This is a genomic window from Caproiciproducens sp. CPB-2 (genome assembly GCF_036287215.1).
Lineage (GTDB): Bacteria > Bacillota > Clostridia > Oscillospirales > Acutalibacteraceae > Caproiciproducens.
In genome coordinates, this window is record NZ_CP142860.1 from 1462528 (window position 1) to 1482494 (window position 19967).

Sequence of the window (19967 nt, forward strand, 5' to 3'; positions counted from 1 at the left end):
AAATGATATAATAAATCTCGCTGATTCGCGCGAGTGCTGGAACTGGCAGACAGGCACGTTTGAGGGGCGTGTGTTGTATGACGTATGGGTTCAAGTCCCATCTCGCGCACCAGAATAGGAACCCGGGAAGCCGCATGAATGCTGGTTTTCCGGGCTTTTTATATCCATAAAGCCATTTATCTGGAGAGCGGATTTCTGGGTGCAAAAATGCCGCCCGCTGAGGACGGCAAGAGAATTACATGGTTGGGTCGCTGTCTTTTGTGCTTCCGTTTTGAGCGGGTTTCGCAGTTTCTTTATCCTCTCTGGATGTCGGCATTCGTATTGGTATCGGAGCCGGAACCGTTGGAATATGTGCGGGAGAAACCGAGTCTGGGTCAGGCACAAGCAATTTTTCTTTCATCAATTCAACCTCCTTTCGGAAATTAGCCTGTCCAATCGCTCGGATTTTATCAAAAAACGGCTCTCGCCGTGAAGCGAAAGCCGCAAATTCAATTTGAAATATGATCTACAAATCCGCCGTCACTGCATGGACTGACATTCCTGCACGCATTTTTTGCATTCTGCGGCGCATTTCGCACAGTGGTCGTCTTTAAATGCTCCGCATTCTTGAGCGCACTCATTACAAATCGTCGCGCATAGTTTGCATAATTCCATAGCATGGCAAGAATCCACCGCCATAAAGGATGCTGCTTCTTTACAGATACAAGCGCATTCATGAAGTTTGGCAATGCACTTTTTTCTATTTGCTACATCGGGCTCGTCCAGACACATTTTCATACATTCCAAACATGCCTGTGCGCATTTGTTGCATTCGTCAATGCAGGTTTGATTTTTATTATTCATATTTACAATCCCCATAACTAACTCCTTGCAGATTTTATTTCTACTATTATTTCTGAGAAGTTAAGATTTATGTGGATGATATCCGATAGCCGTTCCCTTATTCCCGCCACTCGTAAATGGCGAGGATACGCGGCGTAAACTCATGGAAACGATGTTCTTCGTTCGTAAGCGAGACGAGAAAATGGCCCTCGGCACGATATACGCCGCTGGTATAAAGATGCGCTTCGGCATCGCTTGACCGGCAAGCTCCGCAGTTTGCGCAGCTGCATGCGTCCGGGTTTTCAAATTCCACCCAAACCGGTTTCCCGTTATAATCTGTTAAGTTCCGAATAATTTTTCCTTTCATAATCATCACCTGCTTTCTTTTATTATACTTCACTTTTGCCCGATTGTACAATCATATTCTTCCCGAATAGCCGGGATGATTCTGTTAACAGCTTTATAGACAAAGCGGCATCGGATTAACTGGTGAATTTTTTCTTGAAAATTATTTATTATTCTGCTATAATACAATTAAAATTGAGCTTTTATAATTTGGGGGATAGGTTTGTGCACGAATCTATAATACAATAATTAGCTCAATTTCACAATTTGGGACCCCTCTCAACTGCTTTCGGGCGGCTGGGAGGGCTTTTTACTTTTGGATTAAGGCGGAAAAACCGCCAGGTTTGGAGTAACGCGGAGCGGAATCGTATTGATTAATGATTGACCAACAGCGGGAATTTGCCTATTTTTCCATTGCCCGTCATACACTTTATGGAAATATTGATAGGGGGAGTTTGCATGAAATTGCTTTTTTCAAAGCAGGTAAAAAGGTTCGTTGGGTTTGTAATCGTCGTTTGTTTGTTGATCGCGGCGCTTTTCAATGCGGCAGGGTATTTCTTTCACTGCAAATATATCAGCGTTGCGGCAGCGGTGGCCGAGGTGGATCAATACGAAGTAAGGACCCGGCTTTTGATGGATGCAATGGACCGGGTGGGGGTATGCGCGCCGGCATCCGCCGCCGTGGTATGGGCCGATGGCCTGAAAAGCAGAAGCGGGGCGATGCAATATTCCGTAATGGATTCCAAACTCAAAAAAGAGTATGTCAAACAGCTTGACCAATACAATCCCAATTGGGTAACGGGAATGTCCAGCCCTTGGATAGAAAGCTATAAAATCACCAATCAGACGCAAACGGGAAACGGCCAATCTGTGATTCAGCTTTCTTTTTCCACTGCAACATCGAGCGGTCCCGCCGAAGACTATAACGCTGCGCTGACGGTTGTCAAAGACGGAGACTTTTGGCGTATCATGAAAATATCCGCGGACGTAGGGCTACACCCGTATATGGGTGTATTATAAAAAGAATGATCTGATTACAAAAGACTGCCGCCAAACGACAATTGTCGTTTGGCGGCAGTCTTTGTTCGGAGCGTTTGTTGAGCAAGGGTTAAACAAAGTTTTTATCAAGTTCAGGCGGTTTCGGTGCTGCCCGCCTTCTTTTCGTCCTTTTTGACAATCCGGAACAGAACGAAAGCAAAGACACAGCAGAGAGCGGCCATTGCCAGGGCATAGACAAACATCATGTTATAGCCCGCTTTGCCGGGGTTCGCGTCCATCCAGCTGCCGATCATGGTGTACATGAAAATGTCGGGGGAATAACCCAGGAAGGATACGAAGCCGGAAACACGGCCAGTGGAATTGACCGGAAGATGTGCGTCGTCGATGATGGCGAAGTACATGGAACGTACAACATAGATGATGAACAGGCCGAAGATGAAGTTGACAATAACGACATTCAGCACTGCGGCAGATTCCGGCAGGACCAGGAATCCGAGGAAGGACGCGATGAATAGTACCGCGGAGCCGATGATGACCTTGATACGGGAGCCGATCTTGTCAGCCAGGAATCCGCCGATGACGCCGCCGACGGCCTGAATGACGTAACGGAAGGCGCCGAGCGTTGTGCCCACGGACTCCGGAGCGCCGTAAACCTTCACACAGTAGGTGTTCAGGTAGCCCAGCATCCCATAGATGCTGTATGCGGTAAAGACGATCGCGCAGATAACCCATACGCGCGGCAGCTTCATGGCGTGCAGCATGCCTTTTGCAATGTCGAGGATGCCCTCGGAATTTTCTTCTCTTTTTGTGTCTTCAATAAAGAACCAGTTGAGGACGCCGATGATGATAACGACAATCGCGCAGACGCGGATGGCCCACTGTGCGCCCAGAACCTTATCTGCAAAATGGTTGTAGGCCGCCATCATACCGAATACCAAGAGAGCGTTCATGATGCCGCGAAGGCCTTCCTGAAGGCCGAACAGACGACCCTGCTCCTCGCTGGAACCAAGCATACGGGTCGCTTTGATGCACGCCGACCAGTATGTAATGATGGTGGAAATACCCATCAGAACAAAGATAAGGCGGCAGACGTTGTAGCCGGGGAACATGGAGAACCAGAGGCCCAGAACACCGGTTATGATGAATGAAAAAGTCAGCAGTTTCCTTGCGGAGAATTTATCGGCGATCATACCGCCGACGAAATAGGATAACAGGGCCATTGAAGCATAACCGGACGACAGAAGACCCATCTGCTCGTTGGTAAGCTGCATTGCGTTTTGAATCTGAACATAGAAGGTTTCACGGATGTACGGTAACTGGAAAATGATGCCTGCACCTGCGGCAAGCAGCAGGAGAGTGCCGTATTTTTTGATAAATGCTTTGTTCATTTAACATTTCCTCCTCTTTTTTGTTTAGCTGCAGGATGACGAGAGACGCTCCGGAATTATCTGTGCACAATAATTTCAGAGAAAAAAAGAGTAACTTCAACCCATCCGCATGGACGGCGGATCGGTTGAAGTTACTCAATCTCTCAATCTCTCTGATAGTAACTGATGACAGTATACAGCAAATACCCCGAGTTGTCATTAAACAAAAACGCTAAATAAAATTCGGCAGAACTGGTCAAATTAAACAATTGACAAATAAAGTGCCAGCCGTTATACTGAAGTCAGTTACCAAAGAGAGTAAGAGAAAGTAACTTTTTAATGGGCGTATACCCATTTGAAAGTTGCTTTCTCTTTTTTTATTGGTCAAAATGAGATGAAGAAAAGGAGTAAACAGCATGGCACTAATTGAAAGACAAAGCATCGTGGAAGGCCTGATCCGAATTCTTGGAAAAGAAAACGTAATCACGGATGAACAGGTTCTGAAAGAAAGCAGCCTTGATCGTTACAGAAAATATGAACAGGTCTGCGAAGTATATACGCAGCCGATCCCCGCGGCAGTTGTTTATGTACACAGTACGGAAGAGGTCGCTGATGTGCTGAAATTCGCAAATGAGTATCAGATTAATATTGTGCCGCGTACCGGTCATTCCGCAATCGAGGGCGGGCTGGAAACAGCTTTGGAAAACTCGGTTGTTGTCGACGGTTCCCAGATGAACAAGGTTCTGAAGGTGGATCAATACAATATGCAGGTTACCTGCCAGTGCGGCGTTCCCTTACAGGATCTGGACGATATGCTCCGTGAGCAGGGCTATACCACCGGCCATTCCCCGCAGTCCAAGCCTCTGGCACAGATGGGCGGCTTGGTGGCCACCCGCAGTATCGGCCAGTTCTCCACTCTGTACGGCGGCATCGAAGACATGGTCGTCGGCCTGGAAGCGGTTTTCCCCAACGGCAAAATCTGCCGCATCAAAAACGTTCCGCGCCGCTCCGTCGGTCCGGACATCAGAAATATCGTCATCGGCAACGAAGGCGCCCTGTGCTACATCACGGAAGTGACCGTCAAAATATTCAAGTACCGTCCGGAAAACAACCAATTTATGGGCTACACGCTGGACAACATGAAGACCGGCTTTGAGGTGCTTCGTGAAGTGATGGTGGAAGGCTACAAGCCGTCCATCGCCCGTCTGTACGACCCCGCCGACGGCGCCATGAGCTTCTCTCATTTCGCCGCTCCCGGAAAGTGCGTGCTGATCTTTACGGCGGAAGGCCCTGCGGCGATCGCCGAGGCCACGGCAGCCGGCATCAAGGAGATCGTCGCACGCTATGACGAGTGCGAAGCGGTCGACCCGAAATACATCGAGAAGTGGTTCAGCCACCTGAACTGGGGTCCGGAGCAGATTGCACAGGAGCGCGAGGAAATCAAGGCGACACAGAACATCGGCATTACCACCGAGGTTTCCGGCTGCTGGGACTGCATTTATGAAATCTATGACACCGCCCGCAGGCGCATCATGGAAGAAGTGCCGGACATCACGCTGATCGGCGGCCATTCCTCCCACAGCTATATCAACGGCACCAATATGTACTTCGTTTACTATTACAATATTGTCGACTGCCCGCCGGAAGAGGAGATCAACAAATACCACAACCTCATCAACCGGATCATCTGCGAACAGGTCGTTCAATACGGCGGGTCCATCGCTCACCACCATGGCCTCGGCAAAGCCAGAGCGCACTATGTCCATGAAGAGTACGGTTCTTCCTTCTATATGCTGGATACCCTCAAGAAGGCGTTTGACCCGAACGGCATCATGAATATGGGAACGCTGATTCCACTCAGAAAATGATGAAACTCTTACTTCCTTTTTCCATTACCCCGGATCTGGAGGCCCTTTCCGAAGAAGATTGGGCCCTCCAGCCCGATTTAAAAGTTGATACGTCGTTCACGCCGCTGGACTGGAATAGCTTTGATGAAAGTGCGCTGGAAATGAGCCTGAAGCTATCCGACAACGGAGCTTCAGGCTCATTTTGCTTTCACCGGTGTGCGCTGACCGTCGGCGGAATGCCCAGCGACCGGTTCTTGAAAACGCTGGCCGCGCTGAAATTCGACGAGCTTGTCCGGATCGATCCCGGTGACGCGGATTTACGGTTCCGGCCCGAGGTGGTCGCCAGGGTCATTGCGGACTTTGCTCAGGCACAGGCACACCCGGATTTCATTCTGATGGGCCGGCAGACACAGGTCGGCGACAACGCCTGCACACCGCTCCTGACGGCGGAACTGCTGGGGTGGCCCTGCGTAACGCAGGTGACTGCGCTGGAGCTGGCGGACAAACACCGTCTGCGCGTTACCGGCGCGGTTGACGGGGGGACGGCGGTACAGACGGTCTCCGCGCCGTGCGTTCTGAGCATCGGCGACGCTCCGTGCACCTATCTGCGTGTTCCGACGCTGAAGGACAAGATGGCCTACGGGAAGAAACCCATCACCCTGCTGAGGCTGTCGGATTTTCCGGGAGCGGAAGCCCTGCTGTCCGGTTCCAACGCGGAGCTGCGTTCGCTGGTTCCCATCCGGAAGGAGCGGGAGGGTGTCCTGATCGAGGCGGATACGCCGGAGGAAAAAGCGGAAATCCTGTACCGGGACTATCTGAAAGGCAGGCTGAATCGATTATGAAAGGAATACTGGTGCTGAACGCCTGCACGAACGATTACCCGGACCAGTGCCGGCTGCTTGCGGGATTCCTGAAACAGCGCGCAAACGGAATCGAAGCGGATACCGCCGTTGTGTTTCACAAGGAAGAAGCCGGTCATGATGAACTGCTTCGTGCGGTCCCGGTGCAAAAAGCCGTATTGATCGGCCTTCCGCAGGCGCGGACGGAAACCATGCTGAATCAGCTTGCCGAGCTGGGAGGCAGCGGGGAAACAGCAGTCTATCTGTTTGCCGGGAACTGCTTTGGGTCGGAGCTGGCGGTGCGAATGGGGCAGCGCTGCGGCGGCACGTTTATGGCGGCGGTCGACGGCGTGCAGTGTTCCGGGGAGCAGATTACCGTCACCAAATCCGTGTACGGCGGGCATATGGAGGCGGAATTTGCGCTGAAGAAAGCGCCGTACTGCCTTTCCGTTTCCCGGTCCTGCGCCGAACCGGAGGAAGGGACCGGCCGGTCCGCCGTGGCCGCAGAGGAGCGAACGGTCCGGGAAGGCCCGGAAAACGGCTTCTCCGAAGACTATACTCTTATTCCCGGAAAAGAGGAAAAGAATCTGGAAACCGCGCCGTTTATTCTTGCCGCCGGGTGGGGGGCAAAAAGCCGGGAAGGCGTCGAGTCCATGGCGCAGGCCGCGGAAAAAATGGGGGCTGAATTCGGGGTCAGCCGCCCGGTCGCCATGAACGCGTGGGCGCCCATGAGCAGCCTGATCGGCGTTTCGGGTGTCATGACGAAGCCGGAAATCTGTATTGCTGCGGGTGTTTCGGGCGCGCCGGCCTTTTATGCCGGAATTGAAAAAAGCGGGTTTATCGTTTCCGTCAATTCGGACCCAAGGGCGCCGATCCACCGAAAATCCAACGTTGCGATCGTGGACGACTGGCACAAGGTCTTACGGCGTCTCAGTGAGATTTCCGAAAAGCCTTTAAAAGCAACCCGAAAGAACGAAGAATGATTATAATCTGATAGTGGGGTATGATTTCATGAGCAGCCGTCCAATTTTTCCTATGGACGAATCGTACACGGAATATATTCGCGATGAGTCCCGGTTTTCCGGCGGCGCGCAGAGTATTTCGTTTCCGCGCAGCGAGGAAGAGATTTGCGCGATCCTCGGAGAACTGCGCGAACAGCGGATCCCGGTAACGGTTCAGGGGGGCAGAACCGGCATTGTCGGCAGCGGAGTACCGCTGAGCGGACATCTGATGAATGTGGCCGACTGTAACCGGGTACTGAAATATTCCGAAACGGACGGAAAATATCTTCTGACGGTGGAGCCGGGGCTGCGCCTGTCGGAGCTGAAGCAGGCGATTGCAAAGCTGGGCGGACCCGTCCGCCTTTTCTGGCCGCCCGAGCCGACGGAAAGCTCCGCGACGGTCGGCGGCGCAGCCGCAATGGCGGCTTCCGGAATCTGCGCTTATGCTTACGGGGACGCCGGGCAGTACTTTGAAGCGGCGCGCGTGATTCTGGCCGACGGCACCGTGCGGGATATCCGCCGCGGGGAACGTTTTCTGGAAGTAAACGGCGAACGGCTCGATGAGCTGGACGCGTTTCTCGGCAGCGAGGGAATGCTCGGCATTTTCTCCGCTCTGACCCTCCGCCTGATGCCCTGTCCCGCGGAGCAGTGGGGCATCGCCTTCTTTTTTGAAAACCCGCGTGACGCGTGGCGCTTTGCCGACGAGCTGCAGAACGATCCGGCCGGGTCGGAAAAGGCGCGGGTGACCGCGGCGGAATATATTGACGGGGATTCCCTCCGGCTCATAGAGCAGAAAAAAGAACTGCTGAGCAGTCTCGACAGTATTCCGCCCGTCGACCCGGCCTTTCACGCGATGATCTATCTGGAAATCGCGGGGGAGGAATCCGAAATCGAGGCTGTGGCGGAAACCCTGATGGAACGGGCGCTACAGTGCGGAAGCGACCCGGACCGCGCATGGGCGGTATCCGGTGAAAAGGAAATCGAGTCTCTGCGCGCCTTCCGTCACGCAATCCCGGAAACGGTCAACCTTGTGGTGGGGGAAAACCACCGCAACCATCCGGAAATCACCAAGCTTTCCACCGATATTTCCTTTCCCGGAAAGTCGTTTACCCGGGTGATGGAGTGGTACGGGGACTGCCTGAAAGACCTCAGGCCCGCGCACTGTATTTTCGGCCATATCGGGGAAAGCCATGTGCACTGCAACCTTTTTCCGAAAGATTCTTCGGAACAGCGGCAGTGCGAGGCATGGATGCGCTGGATTCTGCATGAGGCGGCTGCTTTCGGAGGCTGTGCTGCCAGGGAAAATGGCGTCGGCAAAATCAAACGTCGCTGGCTTCCGGCGGATGACGCCGCGCTTTTACGGATGCGCGAATTGAAAAAACGGTATGATCCGGAAGGCTTTTGGAATCCCGGCAATATGTTTTGATAAAGACCGTCTCGCACACGCTGTATAGGGCGGTCGAAATGGCGGGACAATAAGAATTGGTTCTGCCCGCACCTGCTGTTTTTATATTTTAATTATGGAAGATTTGTATGAAATGGTTCCCAAGTTGACCGGCTGAAGAAGAGGACGTTGCCTGAGCCGGAACTGAAAAGGCGGACAAGTGTTTGACGCTTGCAAATCGTAAAATCTGTGGAGGAGGTGCCCCTATGATCCGATTTGAAAACGTAACGAAGGCATTTAAACAGGGGGAAGTCATCAAGGGCCTGAACTTTGAGATTCAGGATGGGGAAATGGTCGTTTTGGTCGGGCCGAGCGGATGCGGGAAAACCACAACGCTGAAAATGATCAATAAACTGACACGCCCCACTTCGGGGAGGATTCTGATTGACGATCAGGACATTGCCCGGATGGACACTGTGAAACTGCGCAGGAAGATAGGCTATGTTATTCAGAAGACCGGGCTTTTTCCCCATATGACAGTCAAGGATAACATAGAGATCATTTTGCAGATAGAAGGAATGAATGCGGAGAAAAGAGATCATATCACTTCCGAGATGATGAGAATCGTGGGTATGGACCCGGAGGCTTATCTGTACCGCTATCCTTCGCAGCTGAGCGGCGGCCAGCTGCAGAGAATCGGCGTCGCCAGAGCCTTTGCGTCCGATCCGAAAATCGTTCTGATGGACGAGCCGTTCTCCGCGCTGGACCCGATTACCCGGGCGCAGCTCCAGTCCGAGCTTGTCGGGCTGCAGACCCGGCTGAAAAAGACCGTTGTCTTTGTCACGCACGACATGGACGAAGCGATCAAAATAGCTGACCGCATCTGCATTCTTGACGAAGGGCGCATCATTCAATACGATACTCCGGAAAATATATTGAAGAATCCGGCGAATGACTATATTTCCAATTTTGTAGGGAAGAAGAGAATCTGGAACACTCCCGAATTGATACGCGTCAGGGATATTATGATGGCGAATCCCGTCAGCTGCACCCCGGACACCGGTCTGGCGGAGTGCGCGGAGCTTTTGGGAGCCAACGAAATCAACGCGATGCCGGTTACCGATTCGGAAAAGCGTCTGGTAGGAATTGCATACGGGGCCGACGTTCAGAAGCAGGCCGACCGTACCCAGCCGGTCGGAAAAATCATGAAAACGGAATTTCCAACGACGGTACCCGAAAAAAACCTGCTGGAAATTCTCGCTTATATCCGTGAGCGCCAGCTGGATTTCGTGCCGGTCGTAGATGGGGAGAGACGCTTGATCGGCCTGATTACATCCAAGAATCTGATGACTGTTTTAAGTCAGCAATTTGTCGATACGGAGGGTGGACGATGACGGAATTTTTTACGAGTTTCTGGAACATCCGCGAACAGGTCCTGTCGCTGCTGCTCGATCATATCCACTTAACGATTCTGTCCGTGGGAATCGCGGTTTTGATCGGCATTCCCGTCGGAATTCTCATCAGTCATTCGCCAAAGCTTGCAAAGCCGGTCCTGGGGATGACGAATATTGTACAGGCAATCCCCAGCCTTGCCATGCTGGGATTTTTGATTCCGTATCTCGGCATCGGTACGGCGCCCGCCATTTTCTGCGTGGTGATTTATTCCCTGCTGCCCATTGTGAAAAACACCTGTATCGGTTTGAACAATATCGACCCGGACACGCTGGAGGCGGCGAAGGGCATCGGTATGACCCAGGGACAGGTCATGGGAAGGGTCCAGCTCCCGCTTGCGCTCCCGGTGATTATGGCCGGTATCCGTATCGCCGCGGTCAACGCGGTGGGTTTTGTGACCATCGCGGCCTTTATCGGCGCGGGCGGGCTGGGGTATCTGGTCTACTCCGGCATCCAGACCAGCAATACTTATCTGATTCTAAGCGGCGCTATCCCCGCCTGTATTCTGGCTCTGCTGGTCGACTTCGTCGTCGGTTTCCTTGAAAAGGTCGTGACCCCGGTCAACCTGATTCATCCGACGATCGATATGAATAAGGAAAAAGTCCGCCGCCATAAGAGAAAGCGCTGGATCGTTTCCACCGCGGCGCTGGCCGTTATGGTTGCGATCATTATCGGTTCGGTTGCTCCCATCAACAAGGCCGAAGGGAAGGTGATCCATGTCGGTTCCAAGAACTTCACCGAACAGCTGATTCTGGGGAATATCTATGCCGATCTGATTGAGGACAAGACGGATATCAGGGTTGTTCGGGACCTGAACCTGGGCAGCACCGATATTTGCTATAACGCACTGAAAAGCCATCATATCGACATGTATATCGAGTACACCGGCACGGCTTACGGCAGCCTGCTCAAGCAGGGCTCGTCCACCGACAAGCAGCATATTTATACCACCGTTAAGGATCTGATGGCCAAGCAGGGCATCGAGGTACTGGACCCCATCGGGTTCAGCAATTCGTTTGTGCTGGCGGTCCGTCAGGAGACGGCCGACAAATATCGTCTGAATACCATCTCCGATCTGGAAAAAGCCAGCAGCCAGCTGATTTTTTCGCCTACCATCGAATTCAACAACCGCCAGGACGGGGTTGCCGCCTTATACGACGCTTATGATAAGCTGAAATTCAAAGGTTCCTCGCCCATGGAGGGCGGGCTGGGCTACCCGGCCATTGCCAGTAAGAAATGCGACGTCCTGACTGCGTATGCCACGGACGGCCTTCTGAAAACCTATCAGCTCAAGGTCCTTGAGGACGACAAAAACGCCCTTCTTTCCTATTATGCCATCCCGATGATCAACGAATCGGTTCTGCTGGAATACCCGGAGCTCAAGAATGTCATTGACCTGATGACGGGGCTTCTGGATGACGAATCCATGCGAGACCTCAACTACCTTGTCGATCAGGGAGGACAGTCTCCGGAGGACGTAGCGCTCAACTTCTTAAAGAGCAAAGGCCTGCTGTAAGAAATTTGTATGAACAGGGGGGCCGTGGTATAATAAATCAAACTGAAAAACCAGTTGCCGAATGGAAATCCAAATCGACAAGCAGAGGTGCAATATGAAATTAACAACGGAAGAATTCTTGGAAAACACGGAAATCTGTCCGGTTATAGCGGCAGTCAACAAGTGGGAAGCCGTGGAGAAGTGCGGAAGCGTGGATTGCAAGATGGTCAACGTTCTGTTCGGGGATATCTGCACCATTGCGGATATCGTCAAGGAACTGAAGAAAATGGAGAAAATCGTTTTTGTGCATGTTGATCTCATTACGGGCTTCGCCAGCAAAGAGGTCTGTGTGGATTTTATTCAGAAATACACGGAGGCCGACGGCATTATCAGCACAAAGCCGTTTCTGATTAAGCGTGCCAATGAGTTGGGACTGTTCACGATTCAGCGGTTTTTTATGATTGATTTTATTACCTATGCCAATGTGGTCAAGCATGTCCGTGTCACCGATCCGAATGTGGTGGAATTGCTTCCGGCGGGTTTGTCGAAGGTCATCCGGTACCTGTGTGACGAAATTGACCGTCCCGTGATTGCAGGCGGGCTGATCCTCGACAAGGACGACGTGATCGGCGCGCTCAGCGCAGGGGCGATTGCCATATCCACCACCAATCAGGAAATCTGGCGTGACTGAACGCAGCATCCTTTAGAAATATCGCTTCTGCAAATTGTACAAAAATATCCTAAAAAATTCGCACAAAATAGCATTGACAAACAGAGGTATTTTCTTTATACTGAACACAGTTACTAAAGAGATGAAGAGAAAGTAGCTTCAACACAGCGTTATGCTGTCTTGAAGCTGCTTTTTTTGTTGTGTGAATGTTTATTTTATTTCACGCGTACGGAAAAAAGTATCGGGAACAGTATAGTGTGCAGATATTGCTCGGCGGTGCAGCTCTTCGTCTCACAAACACAATACATAAAACTATGGAGGTAAACATTATGAGCTTCGATATCAATGATTTTTCTTTGGACTTCTTCAGCCTGAAAGGGAAGAACGCGGTCGTTACCGGCGGCAACAGCGGCCTTGGACAGTGCTTTTCACTGGCGCTGGCAAAGGCGGGCGCAAATGTGTTCGTCGCCAGCTTTCTGGAGGACGACGGAACCACGCAGAAGCTGATTGAGGAAGCCGGCAGCAAGATGGGCTTTATGAAGTGCGACCTTACTGAGAAAGGCATTCCCGCGAAAGTCATTGAAGCCTGTGTCAACCAGTTCGGCAGCATCGATATTCTGGTAAACTGCGCCGGTATCTGCAAACTGAACGACGTTCTGGACTTCGACCGTGCCGACTGGGATCCGATGATTGCGACCGGCCTTACCGCGGCCTTTGAACTGAGCCATGAGGCAGCCAAATACATGGTCCCGCAGAAGAGCGGCAAGATCATCAACATCTGCTCGCTGTTCTCGTATCTGGGCGGACTCGGCTCCCCGGCCTATGCCGCTATGAAGCACGGCATTGCGGGTCTGACAAAAGCGTATGCGGACGAGCTCGGCAAATACAATATTCAGGTTACCGGTATCGCTCCCGGCTACTACGCAACCAACATTACCGTGGAAACCCGCAGCAACCCTGTTACCAACCAGAGAGTGCTTGACCATATTCCGGCCAACCGCTGGGGGGAAAGACAGGATCTGATGGGAACCGCCGTGTTTCTCGCCAGCCACGCGTCCGACTATGTCACCGGCACGCTGCTTGTTGTCGACGGCGGCTACCTGGTTCGCTGATTCACCGGTTTGCGCGGTGGGGGAGAGGGTTTTCTCCCCGCCCCAACACTATCCGAAAGGCAGTAGAGGTTTGGTATGAGTAAAAAATACATTTTAGCCGTCGACGGCGGTTCTCAGAGTTCTAAAATCGTAATTTTTGATCTGGAAGGGAATATTGTCTGCGAAGAGAAAGAAAACCTCAGGCCGGTCAATCTGCCGTCGCCGGGGATCGTAGAGCATCCCGATGACGATCTGTGGGATTCCATTGCGGTTGCCAGCAAAAAGACGCTGGCGAAATTTGACGGCGACGTCAAGGACATCATGGCGGTCGGGCTTTGCACCATCCGGTTCTGCCGGGCGCTCCTGAAAAAGGACGGTTCGCTGTATTCCCCGGTGATGAGCTGGATGGATCAGCGCGTTTCCCGCGTACATGAACAGGTTAGCGACGAAATCGCCTATGTCACCACTTCCTCCGGTTATATCACCCATCGCTTTACCGGCAATTTTAACGATACGGCCGCCAACTATCAGGGTGTCTGGCCGATGGATACGGACACATGGCAGTGGTATGAGGACGACCGGAAGATTGCCGAATACAATCTTACCCGCGACATGCTGTTCCATCTGCAGATGCCCGGCACGATCCTTGGCTACGTGACGAAGGAAGCCTCCGAGGCGACCGGGATTCCGGAAGGCCTTCCGGTCGTGGCGACCGCGAACGACAAGGCGGTTGAGGCGCTGGGCGCGGGCTGTACCGGCGAAAAGACGGCGTTGATCTCCCTGGGCACCTACATTGCCGCAATGGCTCAGGGCCACGACAATCCTAAGAATACCGTGAATTTCTGGAGCAACTTCGCTTCCGTTCCCAACCAGTACCTGTATGAAAGCAACGGCATCCGCCGCGGTATGTGGACGGTCAGCTGGTTCAAGAACGTACTGGGCGACAGCTACGCGGAGAAAGCCAGATCCATGGGCATGTCTGCGGAAGAGCTGCTGAGCAGGGAGGCGGAAGAGGTCCCCGTCGGAAGCGACGGCCTGATGACCGTTCTCGACTTCCTGGCCCCTGCGGACCAGCCGTTCAAAAAGGGTATCATGATCGGCTTTGACGGACGCCACGGCCGCGCGCATATGTACCGTTCCATTCTGGAAGGCATTGCCATGACCATGAAGAGCCGTGTGGACGAGATGTGCGAGGAGCTTGGCCTTAAGCTGGATAATCTCATCATTTCCGGCGGCGGTTCCAACAGCGATCTGTTCATGCAGATTTTCTCCGATGTTTTCGGGATTCCCGCTTCGCGCAACGTGGTGAACGGTTCCGCGGCGGTCGGCTCGGCAATCTGTGCCGCCGTTGCAGTCGGGGCTTACAAAACCTTCGACGAGGCTGTGGCCCATATGGTTCGCATGCGCGACACCTTCCGGCCCGATCTGCAGAATACCGGGAAATATGCGAGAGCGAACGCGGTCTATCGCGACATTACAAAGGGTACGGATGACCTCCTGAAGCGCTCCTATGAAATTTTCAGTTAAACGATTTTAACAGACATTGCAGAAATCTGCAGAGCGACTGCAGTATTTCTGCCCATTTTCGGCTAAGCGCGGGGGAACGATATGAAACCTTTGATTCTGATTACGAACGACGATGGAATATATTCTCCGGGTTTGCGCGCGGCGGCGGAAGCGGTTGCCGATTTGGGCGAGCTGCTCATTGTTGCGCCGCATCGCCAGCAGACCAGCATGGGTCGCGCTTTTCCCCGTACGGAGGACCTGGGGATCATTGAAACGACTACCCTGATGATTCACGGAGTGCGGACAAAAGCCTACGCCGTACACGGGTCGCCCGCCTACGCGGTGGCTCATGCCGTGCTGGAGCTTGCGGACCGCAAGCCGGATTTGTGCGTCAGCGGTATCAATTACGGTGAAAACCTCGGCACCATCGTTACCTGCAGCGGAACCTTGGGCGCCGCGTTTGAAGCGAATTCCCATGAAATTCCCGCCATTGCATCCTCCCTGCAAATCCCGCTGCATCTGCAGAGAAAAACGGATTACAGTCCCGCGGACTGGAGCGCCGCGGCGGAAATCACCGGAAGAGCGGCGCAGTCCGTGCTGAAAGACGGCATGCCCAACGGAGCCACCGTCCTGAATATCAATATTCCCGACCGGCTGCGGGATGCGGGGCATTATCATATTACGCGGCAGAGCCATCAGAACTATTTCTGCTTTATACGGCCGGGGGAGCGGGATTTTTCAAAGAGATTTGAACTGAAATCCCGGCTGTCCGTCAATACGGATACCCTGGAGCCGGACAGCGATATCTATGCCGTTTACATCGATAAGGCAATTTCCATTACGCCAATGACCTGGAATATGACAGCGGGTTAAAAGGATCCGGAGACAGGCACACAGCAGGAACGCGGCAATTTTCATTTATAAAGGCTTTGGCCAACGGTTGGAGGAATGCAAAACGGGAAATGATGATTGAGGCGGCGATAGACCGCCTCTTTTTTTATTCATTCCCGATTTGGTATTTTTTTCCTGAAAGCCCTTTTCCGGAAAGTATATTGATGAAAGGTTGAAGAGTAGAGTGTTTCATTTCTTTAAACGTTCCGCAACAATTCGGGAAGAATCTCACAAATCAGTTAAAAAATCCAGTTTGAAGAAAAAGCTCAGCATCATTTTTGCCATTGTGATTGCAGTTCCTTTTGCAGTGATGTCCCTGTTCATACTGCCCAACCAGATTCAGTCGCAGTACGTCGAGTCCAGCAGCCAGCAGCTGAAGCTGGCCGATAAAAACATGGAAACTTTCTTTTCAGAGATTCAGTACAATCTTGACTATATGGCGCCGGCGAGCCTGATGAAAACATCGAAGGGGCATCTGACCAGCTATGTGAACAGAGGGGAAAACGACGACAGGGTAATCCGGTCTTCCAAAGCGGGCGGGATGGAGCAGGAAATTTTCCAGTCCTTCGACTCCTTCCGGCAGGCGCATCCCTATGTCACCTACGTCTATTACGGGCTGGAAAGCAAGGAATATATGCAGAGCCCGGAGGGCGGGGCGGTAGTGCCGAACTACGACCCCACACAGCGGCTGTTTTACACGACCGCGATTACGGGCAAAGGGAAATATGTGTATACGGAGCCGTACGAAAACGACGGCAATATTATCCTGGGCCTGGTCAAGGCGGTATACGACGGCAATGATCTTCTGGGCGTTTCCGGAATTGACGTCAACCTGAATTCCATGACGGAAATGCTTAATCAGGTGAAGATCGGAAAGAGCGGATACCTGATCCTCGTCCATCAGAACGGAACCGTTATTTCCGACTCCATGGACAAGGAGCATAACCTCAAGAAAATCGAAGAACTGAAAATCACGGGATTGGAAAATGCGGAGAAGATAACCGATGGGGTAAAGAGCACCGGATTGGGCGGGGAGAAATTCCTTACCAATGTTTATACTTCTCCCAATACGGGCTGGAAGGTCATAGCGATGATTCCCCAAAAGGAGATTGACGCCGCAACCTTCAGCGTTTCCACCGCCGTGCTTTTGATTGCGTTCCTGACTTTGCTGATCGGCTTGGCAGCCGTATGGAAATTTACGGACGCGATTCAGATTCCGCTGAAAAAGCTCAGCCAGCGGCTGGAGCTGCTTTCCCGCGGCGACCTTCACTCCGAAGTTCCTTCCGTCAAAACAAAGGACGACGTCGGGGTTTTGGCAAATTCCCTTTTTTACACGGTAGAGAATATGAAGCATTATATTGCGGAAATTGATTCCGCGCTGGGGAGCATTGCGAACGGACAGCTTGATTTTGAGCTTCAGCAGGAATTTTTGGGCGATTTCGCTTCCATCAGAGCCTCCATCCAAAAGATCACGGATTCTCTGAACGGCACCCTGACGGAGATCAGCCGCTCCGCGGCGCAGGTGGATTCCAGTTCGGCCCAGATCGCCAACGGGGCGCAGGCATTGGCGCAGGGCGCGACGGAACAGGCAAGTTCCGTCGAAGAGCTTGCGGCCACAGTTACCGAAATTTCCACCCATGTCAGACAGAATGCGGAGCATGCGGCCGAAGCAAATAAAAATGTAAGCCTTGTCCGAACCGAAATAGAAGCCAGCAACCGGCATATGGATGAAATGGTGTCCGCAATGGCTCAGATCGATGAATCCTCCGGGGAAATAGGAAAAATCATCAAAACCATTGAGGATATCGCTTTCCAGACCAACATCCTCGCTTTGAACGCGGCTGTTGAGGCGGCGAGAGCGGGGGCCGCGGGAAAGGGCTTTGCCGTTGTGGCGGACGAGGTCCGTAATCTGGCGAGCAAAAGCGCGCAGGCGGCGAAAAACACCACCGCTTTGATCGAAAATTCTGCCAGACAGGTGGAGAACGGCACAAAAATCGCGGACCAGACCGCGAAAGCCCTTCTTCAGGTAGTGGAGAGCGTAGAATCCGTTTCGGATGCCGTTGCGCAGATCACAGAGGCGTCAAGCCGTCAGGCGGAGTCCATCAGTCAGGTGACACAGGGCGCCGATCAGATCGCCGCGGTGGTTCAGACCAACTCGGCGACCGCGGAAGAAAATGCCGCCGCCAGCGAGGAGCTTTCTACGCAGGTGCAGATCATGCGGTCGCTTGTCGGAAAATTCCGCTTAAAGAAGGAAACGGATTAAAATCTGTCCGGCCGGTTTACGGCAGTCACCCTCGAAGAAGCAAACGCGTTTAAAATGGTTCGATTTCATCAAAAGCAGGCAGAGTGGTCACTCTGCCTGCTTTGCTGATTTTCGGGAAGCTTTCGCTCCGGCTATTTACTTTCGGAATTTATGAAACAGACGGCGGCTTATGGAATATCCTGATATTGATCCATTCTTTTCAATTGAGGTGATCGCATGCAAACGGTTATTATCAGATTCTTTGATAAAAAAGTTGGATACAAAGCCGCGAATTTTCTCAGAAGCTTGGGATATCAGGTGAATTCCGTCGGGCGGACCTATTGGAACAGCTTTTATCCGTTTGCTTCGTGTATCATCCTGGAAATCAATTATGAAGAATAACAGTTGTTAATGAAAGCAGCTGTCCCCGGGGAAACAGGCGCCGTCTCCCAGATCGGATTCAATCCGCAGCAGCTGGTTGTATTTTGAGACACGCTCGCTGCGGCTCGGGGCGCCGGTCTTAATCTGTCCCGCGTTCAGCGCGACCGCCAGATCGGCAATGGTCGTGTCTTCCGTTTCGCCCGAGCGGTGGGAGATGATCGCCGTATAGCCGGCTTTATGCGCCATCTTCACGGCGTCCATTGTCTCTGTCAGGGAGCCGATCTGATTCAGTTTAATCAGGATGGAATTCGCGCAGTGCAGGTTGATTCCCTTCTTTAGCCTTTCCGTATTGGTAACGAACAGATCGTCGCCGACAAGCTGTACCGAATCGCCCAGCTCTGCCGTCAGCTTTTCCCAGCCCTGCCAGTCGTCCTCGCCCAGCGGGTCTTCAATGGAGCGGATCGGGTATTTCTGGCTCACGGTTTTCCAGTACGCGACGAGCTGGTCCGTCGTATAGGAGGTATGATGCTTCGGAAGCAGGTAGCCGCTGCCGGACTTCCATTCGCTGGAGGCGGCGTCGATCGCGAGAACAAAGTCCCTGGAAGGCTGGTAGCCCGCTTTTTTGATCGCTTCTAAAATCAGCTCGATCGCTTCTTCGTCCGTGTCGAGGTTGGGGGCGTAGCCGCCTTCGTCGCCGACGGAGGTGGACAACCCTCTTTCCTTCAGGATGGAAGCGAGCTTATGGAACACTTCCGCGCACCAGCGCAGCCCTTCCCGGAAAGAAGGCGCCCCTACGGGCATAATCATGAACTCCTGAATGTCCACGTTGTTTGCCGCGTGCGCTCCGCCGTTCAGGATGTTCATCATGGGAACGGGGAGGGTGTCGGCGTTTACGCCGCCGATAAAACGGTACAGCGGCAGATGGAGCGCGCTTGCCGCAGCCCTTGCCGCCGCAAGGGAAACCGCCAGAATGGCGTTTGCCCCCAGCTTGGACTTCTCTTTGGTGCCGTCAAGCTCAATCAGCTTTTGGTCGATGGCCGCCGTGCGGGTGCTGTCCCATCCGCTGAGAGCATCGTTGATCACCGTGTTGATGTTATCGACCGCTTTCAAGACGCCTTTTCCGCCGTAGCGGGCAGAATCTCCGTCGCGAAGCTCAAGGGCCTCAAACGAGCCTGTGGACGCTCCGCTCGGAACAGAACCCGTTCCCACGGTGCCGTCGTTCAGCGTTACGACCGCCTCAACCGTTGGATTGCCTCTGGAATCCAGAATTTCTCTTGCAACAATATTTTTAATACGATAGTCAGACATATTGCTTGCCCTCCTTATGGTTTTTCATATCAGTTAGCAAAAGCTAACTACCTTTATTAAAAATAGCACAATTTACTGAAAATGTCAATTGGTGTATCCGATATCTTCCGCTTTTTTCTGTTAAAAAGAGATTAAAAAAAATGGATGCGGCAGCCGGAAAAAATCGCCTGTTCCAAAGGGGCGGAAATTGTTAAAATTTGACATATTAACTTGATAATTGCCAGTTTTTAGGGTATAATCGAACCAGTAGTGTCAACGGATACCAGAGCTTATTTGATTGTAAGGCAGCGCCTGTATTTTACAGGAAAGAAAAATTGTTCCTTATCA

17 protein-coding genes and 1 tRNA gene are annotated in these 19967 nt (G+C 52.4%); 13 read left to right on the plus strand and 5 right to left on the minus strand.

Annotated features, from left to right (window positions below):
- Positions 1-27: 27 nt before the first annotated feature.
- Positions 28-112: transfer RNA gene (locus VXK30_RS07230), tRNA-Leu, on the plus strand.
- A 123-nt stretch (positions 113-235) separates the two neighbouring features.
- On the opposite strand, the gene VXK30_RS07235 is transcribed toward VXK30_RS07230, so the two are convergent.
- The 3 genes from VXK30_RS07235 to VXK30_RS07245 all read right to left on the minus strand — a co-directional run bounded on the left by VXK30_RS07235 (position 236) and on the right by VXK30_RS07245 (position 1189).
- Complete coding sequence (locus tag VXK30_RS07235; protein WP_275714121.1) at positions 236-400, minus strand: hypothetical protein; 165 nt, start codon at positions 398-400, stop codon at positions 236-238.
- Between the two features lie 119 nt (positions 401-519).
- Positions 520-858, minus strand: a complete 339-nt coding sequence (locus tag VXK30_RS07240; RefSeq protein WP_275714123.1) for a four-helix bundle copper-binding protein — start codon at positions 856-858, stop codon at positions 520-522.
- An 82-nt stretch (positions 859-940) separates the two neighbouring features.
- A complete protein-coding gene (locus VXK30_RS07245; RefSeq protein ID WP_275714125.1) occupies positions 941-1189 on the minus strand; it encodes a hypothetical protein in 249 nt (82 codons plus the stop codon).
- 437 nt (positions 1190-1626) lie between these two features.
- On the opposite strand from VXK30_RS07245, the gene VXK30_RS07250 reads away from it, so the two are divergent.
- Positions 1627-2187: a hypothetical protein gene (locus VXK30_RS07250; RefSeq protein WP_275714127.1), complete on the plus strand. Its 561-nt coding sequence runs from the start codon at positions 1627-1629 to the stop codon at positions 2185-2187.
- A 110-nt stretch (positions 2188-2297) separates the two neighbouring features.
- On the opposite strand, the gene VXK30_RS07255 is transcribed toward VXK30_RS07250, so the two are convergent.
- A complete protein-coding gene (locus VXK30_RS07255) occupies positions 2298-3554 on the minus strand; it encodes an MFS transporter (RefSeq protein WP_275714128.1) in 1257 nt (418 codons plus the stop codon).
- A 395-nt stretch (positions 3555-3949) separates the two neighbouring features.
- On the opposite strand from VXK30_RS07255, the gene VXK30_RS07260 reads away from it, so the two are divergent.
- The 11 genes from VXK30_RS07260 to VXK30_RS07310 all read left to right on the plus strand — a co-directional run bounded on the left by VXK30_RS07260 (position 3950) and on the right by VXK30_RS07310 (position 17972).
- On the plus strand, positions 3950-5401 hold the full coding sequence (locus VXK30_RS07260) for an FAD-binding oxidoreductase (RefSeq protein ID WP_275714130.1): 1452 nt from the start codon (positions 3950-3952) through the stop codon (positions 5399-5401).
- A complete protein-coding gene (locus VXK30_RS07265) occupies positions 5398-6222 on the plus strand; it encodes an electron transfer flavoprotein subunit beta/FixA family protein (RefSeq protein WP_275714132.1) in 825 nt (274 codons plus the stop codon). Before VXK30_RS07260 ends, VXK30_RS07265 begins: the two co-directional genes overlap by 4 nt.
- The gene (locus VXK30_RS07270) at positions 6219-7202 is read left to right on the plus strand and encodes an electron transfer flavoprotein subunit alpha/FixB family protein (RefSeq protein WP_275714134.1); all 984 of its coding nucleotides are present in this window, start codon (positions 6219-6221) and stop codon (positions 7200-7202) included. Before VXK30_RS07265 ends, VXK30_RS07270 begins: the two co-directional genes overlap by 4 nt.
- A gap of 28 nt (positions 7203-7230) precedes the next feature.
- Positions 7231-8646 carry an FAD-binding oxidoreductase gene (locus VXK30_RS07275; protein WP_275714136.1) on the plus strand — a complete coding sequence of 472 codons (1416 nt, stop codon included), beginning with the start codon at positions 7231-7233 and terminating at the stop codon, positions 8644-8646.
- A gap of 224 nt (positions 8647-8870) precedes the next feature.
- A complete protein-coding gene (locus tag VXK30_RS07280) occupies positions 8871-9998 on the plus strand; it encodes a betaine/proline/choline family ABC transporter ATP-binding protein (protein WP_275714138.1) in 1128 nt (375 codons plus the stop codon).
- Complete coding sequence (locus VXK30_RS07285) at positions 9995-11572, plus strand: ABC transporter permease/substrate-binding protein (protein ID WP_275714140.1); 1578 nt, start codon at positions 9995-9997, stop codon at positions 11570-11572. The genes VXK30_RS07280 and VXK30_RS07285 overlap by 4 nt, the downstream gene beginning before the upstream one ends.
- 94 nt (positions 11573-11666) lie before the next feature.
- On the plus strand, positions 11667-12242 hold the full coding sequence (locus VXK30_RS07290; protein ID WP_275714142.1) for a glycerol-3-phosphate responsive antiterminator: 576 nt from the start codon (positions 11667-11669) through the stop codon (positions 12240-12242).
- 308 nt (positions 12243-12550) lie between these two features.
- Positions 12551-13333 carry an SDR family oxidoreductase gene (locus VXK30_RS07295; RefSeq protein ID WP_275714144.1) on the plus strand — a complete coding sequence of 261 codons (783 nt, stop codon included), beginning with the start codon at positions 12551-12553 and terminating at the stop codon, positions 13331-13333.
- Between the two features lie 75 nt (positions 13334-13408).
- Positions 13409-14839 carry an FGGY-family carbohydrate kinase gene (locus tag VXK30_RS07300; protein WP_275714146.1) on the plus strand — a complete coding sequence of 477 codons (1431 nt, stop codon included), beginning with the start codon at positions 13409-13411 and terminating at the stop codon, positions 14837-14839.
- Positions 14840-14920: 81 nt separating this feature from the next.
- Positions 14921-15691 (plus strand): 5'/3'-nucleotidase SurE, encoded by a 771-nt coding sequence (surE, locus tag VXK30_RS07305; protein WP_275714148.1) that lies wholly within the window; start codon positions 14921-14923, stop codon positions 15689-15691.
- Positions 15692-15962: 271 nt separating this feature from the next.
- Positions 15963-17972: a methyl-accepting chemotaxis protein gene (locus VXK30_RS07310; RefSeq protein ID WP_275714150.1), complete on the plus strand. Its 2010-nt coding sequence runs from the start codon at positions 15963-15965 to the stop codon at positions 17970-17972.
- A gap of 387 nt (positions 17973-18359) precedes the next feature.
- Here VXK30_RS07310 and eno read toward each other — a convergent pair whose 3' ends face one another.
- A complete protein-coding gene (gene eno, locus VXK30_RS07315) occupies positions 18360-19640 on the minus strand; it encodes a phosphopyruvate hydratase (protein WP_275714152.1) in 1281 nt (426 codons plus the stop codon).
- Between the last annotated feature and the right edge of the window lie 327 nt (positions 19641-19967).

What these genes read in the sequence shown, in the direction of transcription:
- VXK30_RS07260 (WP_275714130.1), top strand. Translation starts at nt 3,950, where the DNA reads ATGGCACTAATTGAAAGACAAAGCATCGTGGAAGGCCTGATCCGAATT.
- VXK30_RS07265 (WP_275714132.1), top strand. Translation starts at nt 5,398, where the DNA reads ATGATGAAACTCTTACTTCCTTTTTCCATTACCCCGGATCTGGAGGCC.
- VXK30_RS07285 (WP_275714140.1), top strand. Translation starts at nt 9,995, where the DNA reads ATGACGGAATTTTTTACGAGTTTCTGGAACATCCGCGAACAGGTCCTG.
- VXK30_RS07240 (WP_275714123.1), bottom strand. Translation starts at nt 858, where the DNA reads ATGGGGATTGTAAATATGAATAATAAAAATCAAACCTGCATTGACGAA.
- VXK30_RS07300 (WP_275714146.1), top strand. Translation starts at nt 13,409, where the DNA reads ATGAGTAAAAAATACATTTTAGCCGTCGACGGCGGTTCTCAGAGTTCT.
- VXK30_RS07295 (WP_275714144.1), top strand. Translation starts at nt 12,551, where the DNA reads ATGAGCTTCGATATCAATGATTTTTCTTTGGACTTCTTCAGCCTGAAA.
- eno (WP_275714152.1), bottom strand. Translation starts at nt 19,640, where the DNA reads ATGTCTGACTATCGTATTAAAAATATTGTTGCAAGAGAAATTCTGGAT.
- VXK30_RS07235 (WP_275714121.1), bottom strand. Translation starts at nt 400, where the DNA reads ATGAAAGAAAAATTGCTTGTGCCTGACCCAGACTCGGTTTCTCCCGCA.
- VXK30_RS07270 (WP_275714134.1), top strand. Translation starts at nt 6,219, where the DNA reads ATGAAAGGAATACTGGTGCTGAACGCCTGCACGAACGATTACCCGGAC.
- VXK30_RS07245 (WP_275714125.1), bottom strand. Translation starts at nt 1,189, where the DNA reads ATGAAAGGAAAAATTATTCGGAACTTAACAGATTATAACGGGAAACCG.
- VXK30_RS07250 (WP_275714127.1), top strand. Translation starts at nt 1,627, where the DNA reads ATGAAATTGCTTTTTTCAAAGCAGGTAAAAAGGTTCGTTGGGTTTGTA.
- VXK30_RS07280 (WP_275714138.1), top strand. Translation starts at nt 8,871, where the DNA reads ATGATCCGATTTGAAAACGTAACGAAGGCATTTAAACAGGGGGAAGTC.
- VXK30_RS07255 (WP_275714128.1), bottom strand. Translation starts at nt 3,554, where the DNA reads ATGAACAAAGCATTTATCAAAAAATACGGCACTCTCCTGCTGCTTGCC.
- VXK30_RS07275 (WP_275714136.1), top strand. Translation starts at nt 7,231, where the DNA reads ATGAGCAGCCGTCCAATTTTTCCTATGGACGAATCGTACACGGAATAT.
- VXK30_RS07290 (WP_275714142.1), top strand. Translation starts at nt 11,667, where the DNA reads ATGAAATTAACAACGGAAGAATTCTTGGAAAACACGGAAATCTGTCCG.
- surE (WP_275714148.1), top strand. Translation starts at nt 14,921, where the DNA reads ATGAAACCTTTGATTCTGATTACGAACGACGATGGAATATATTCTCCG.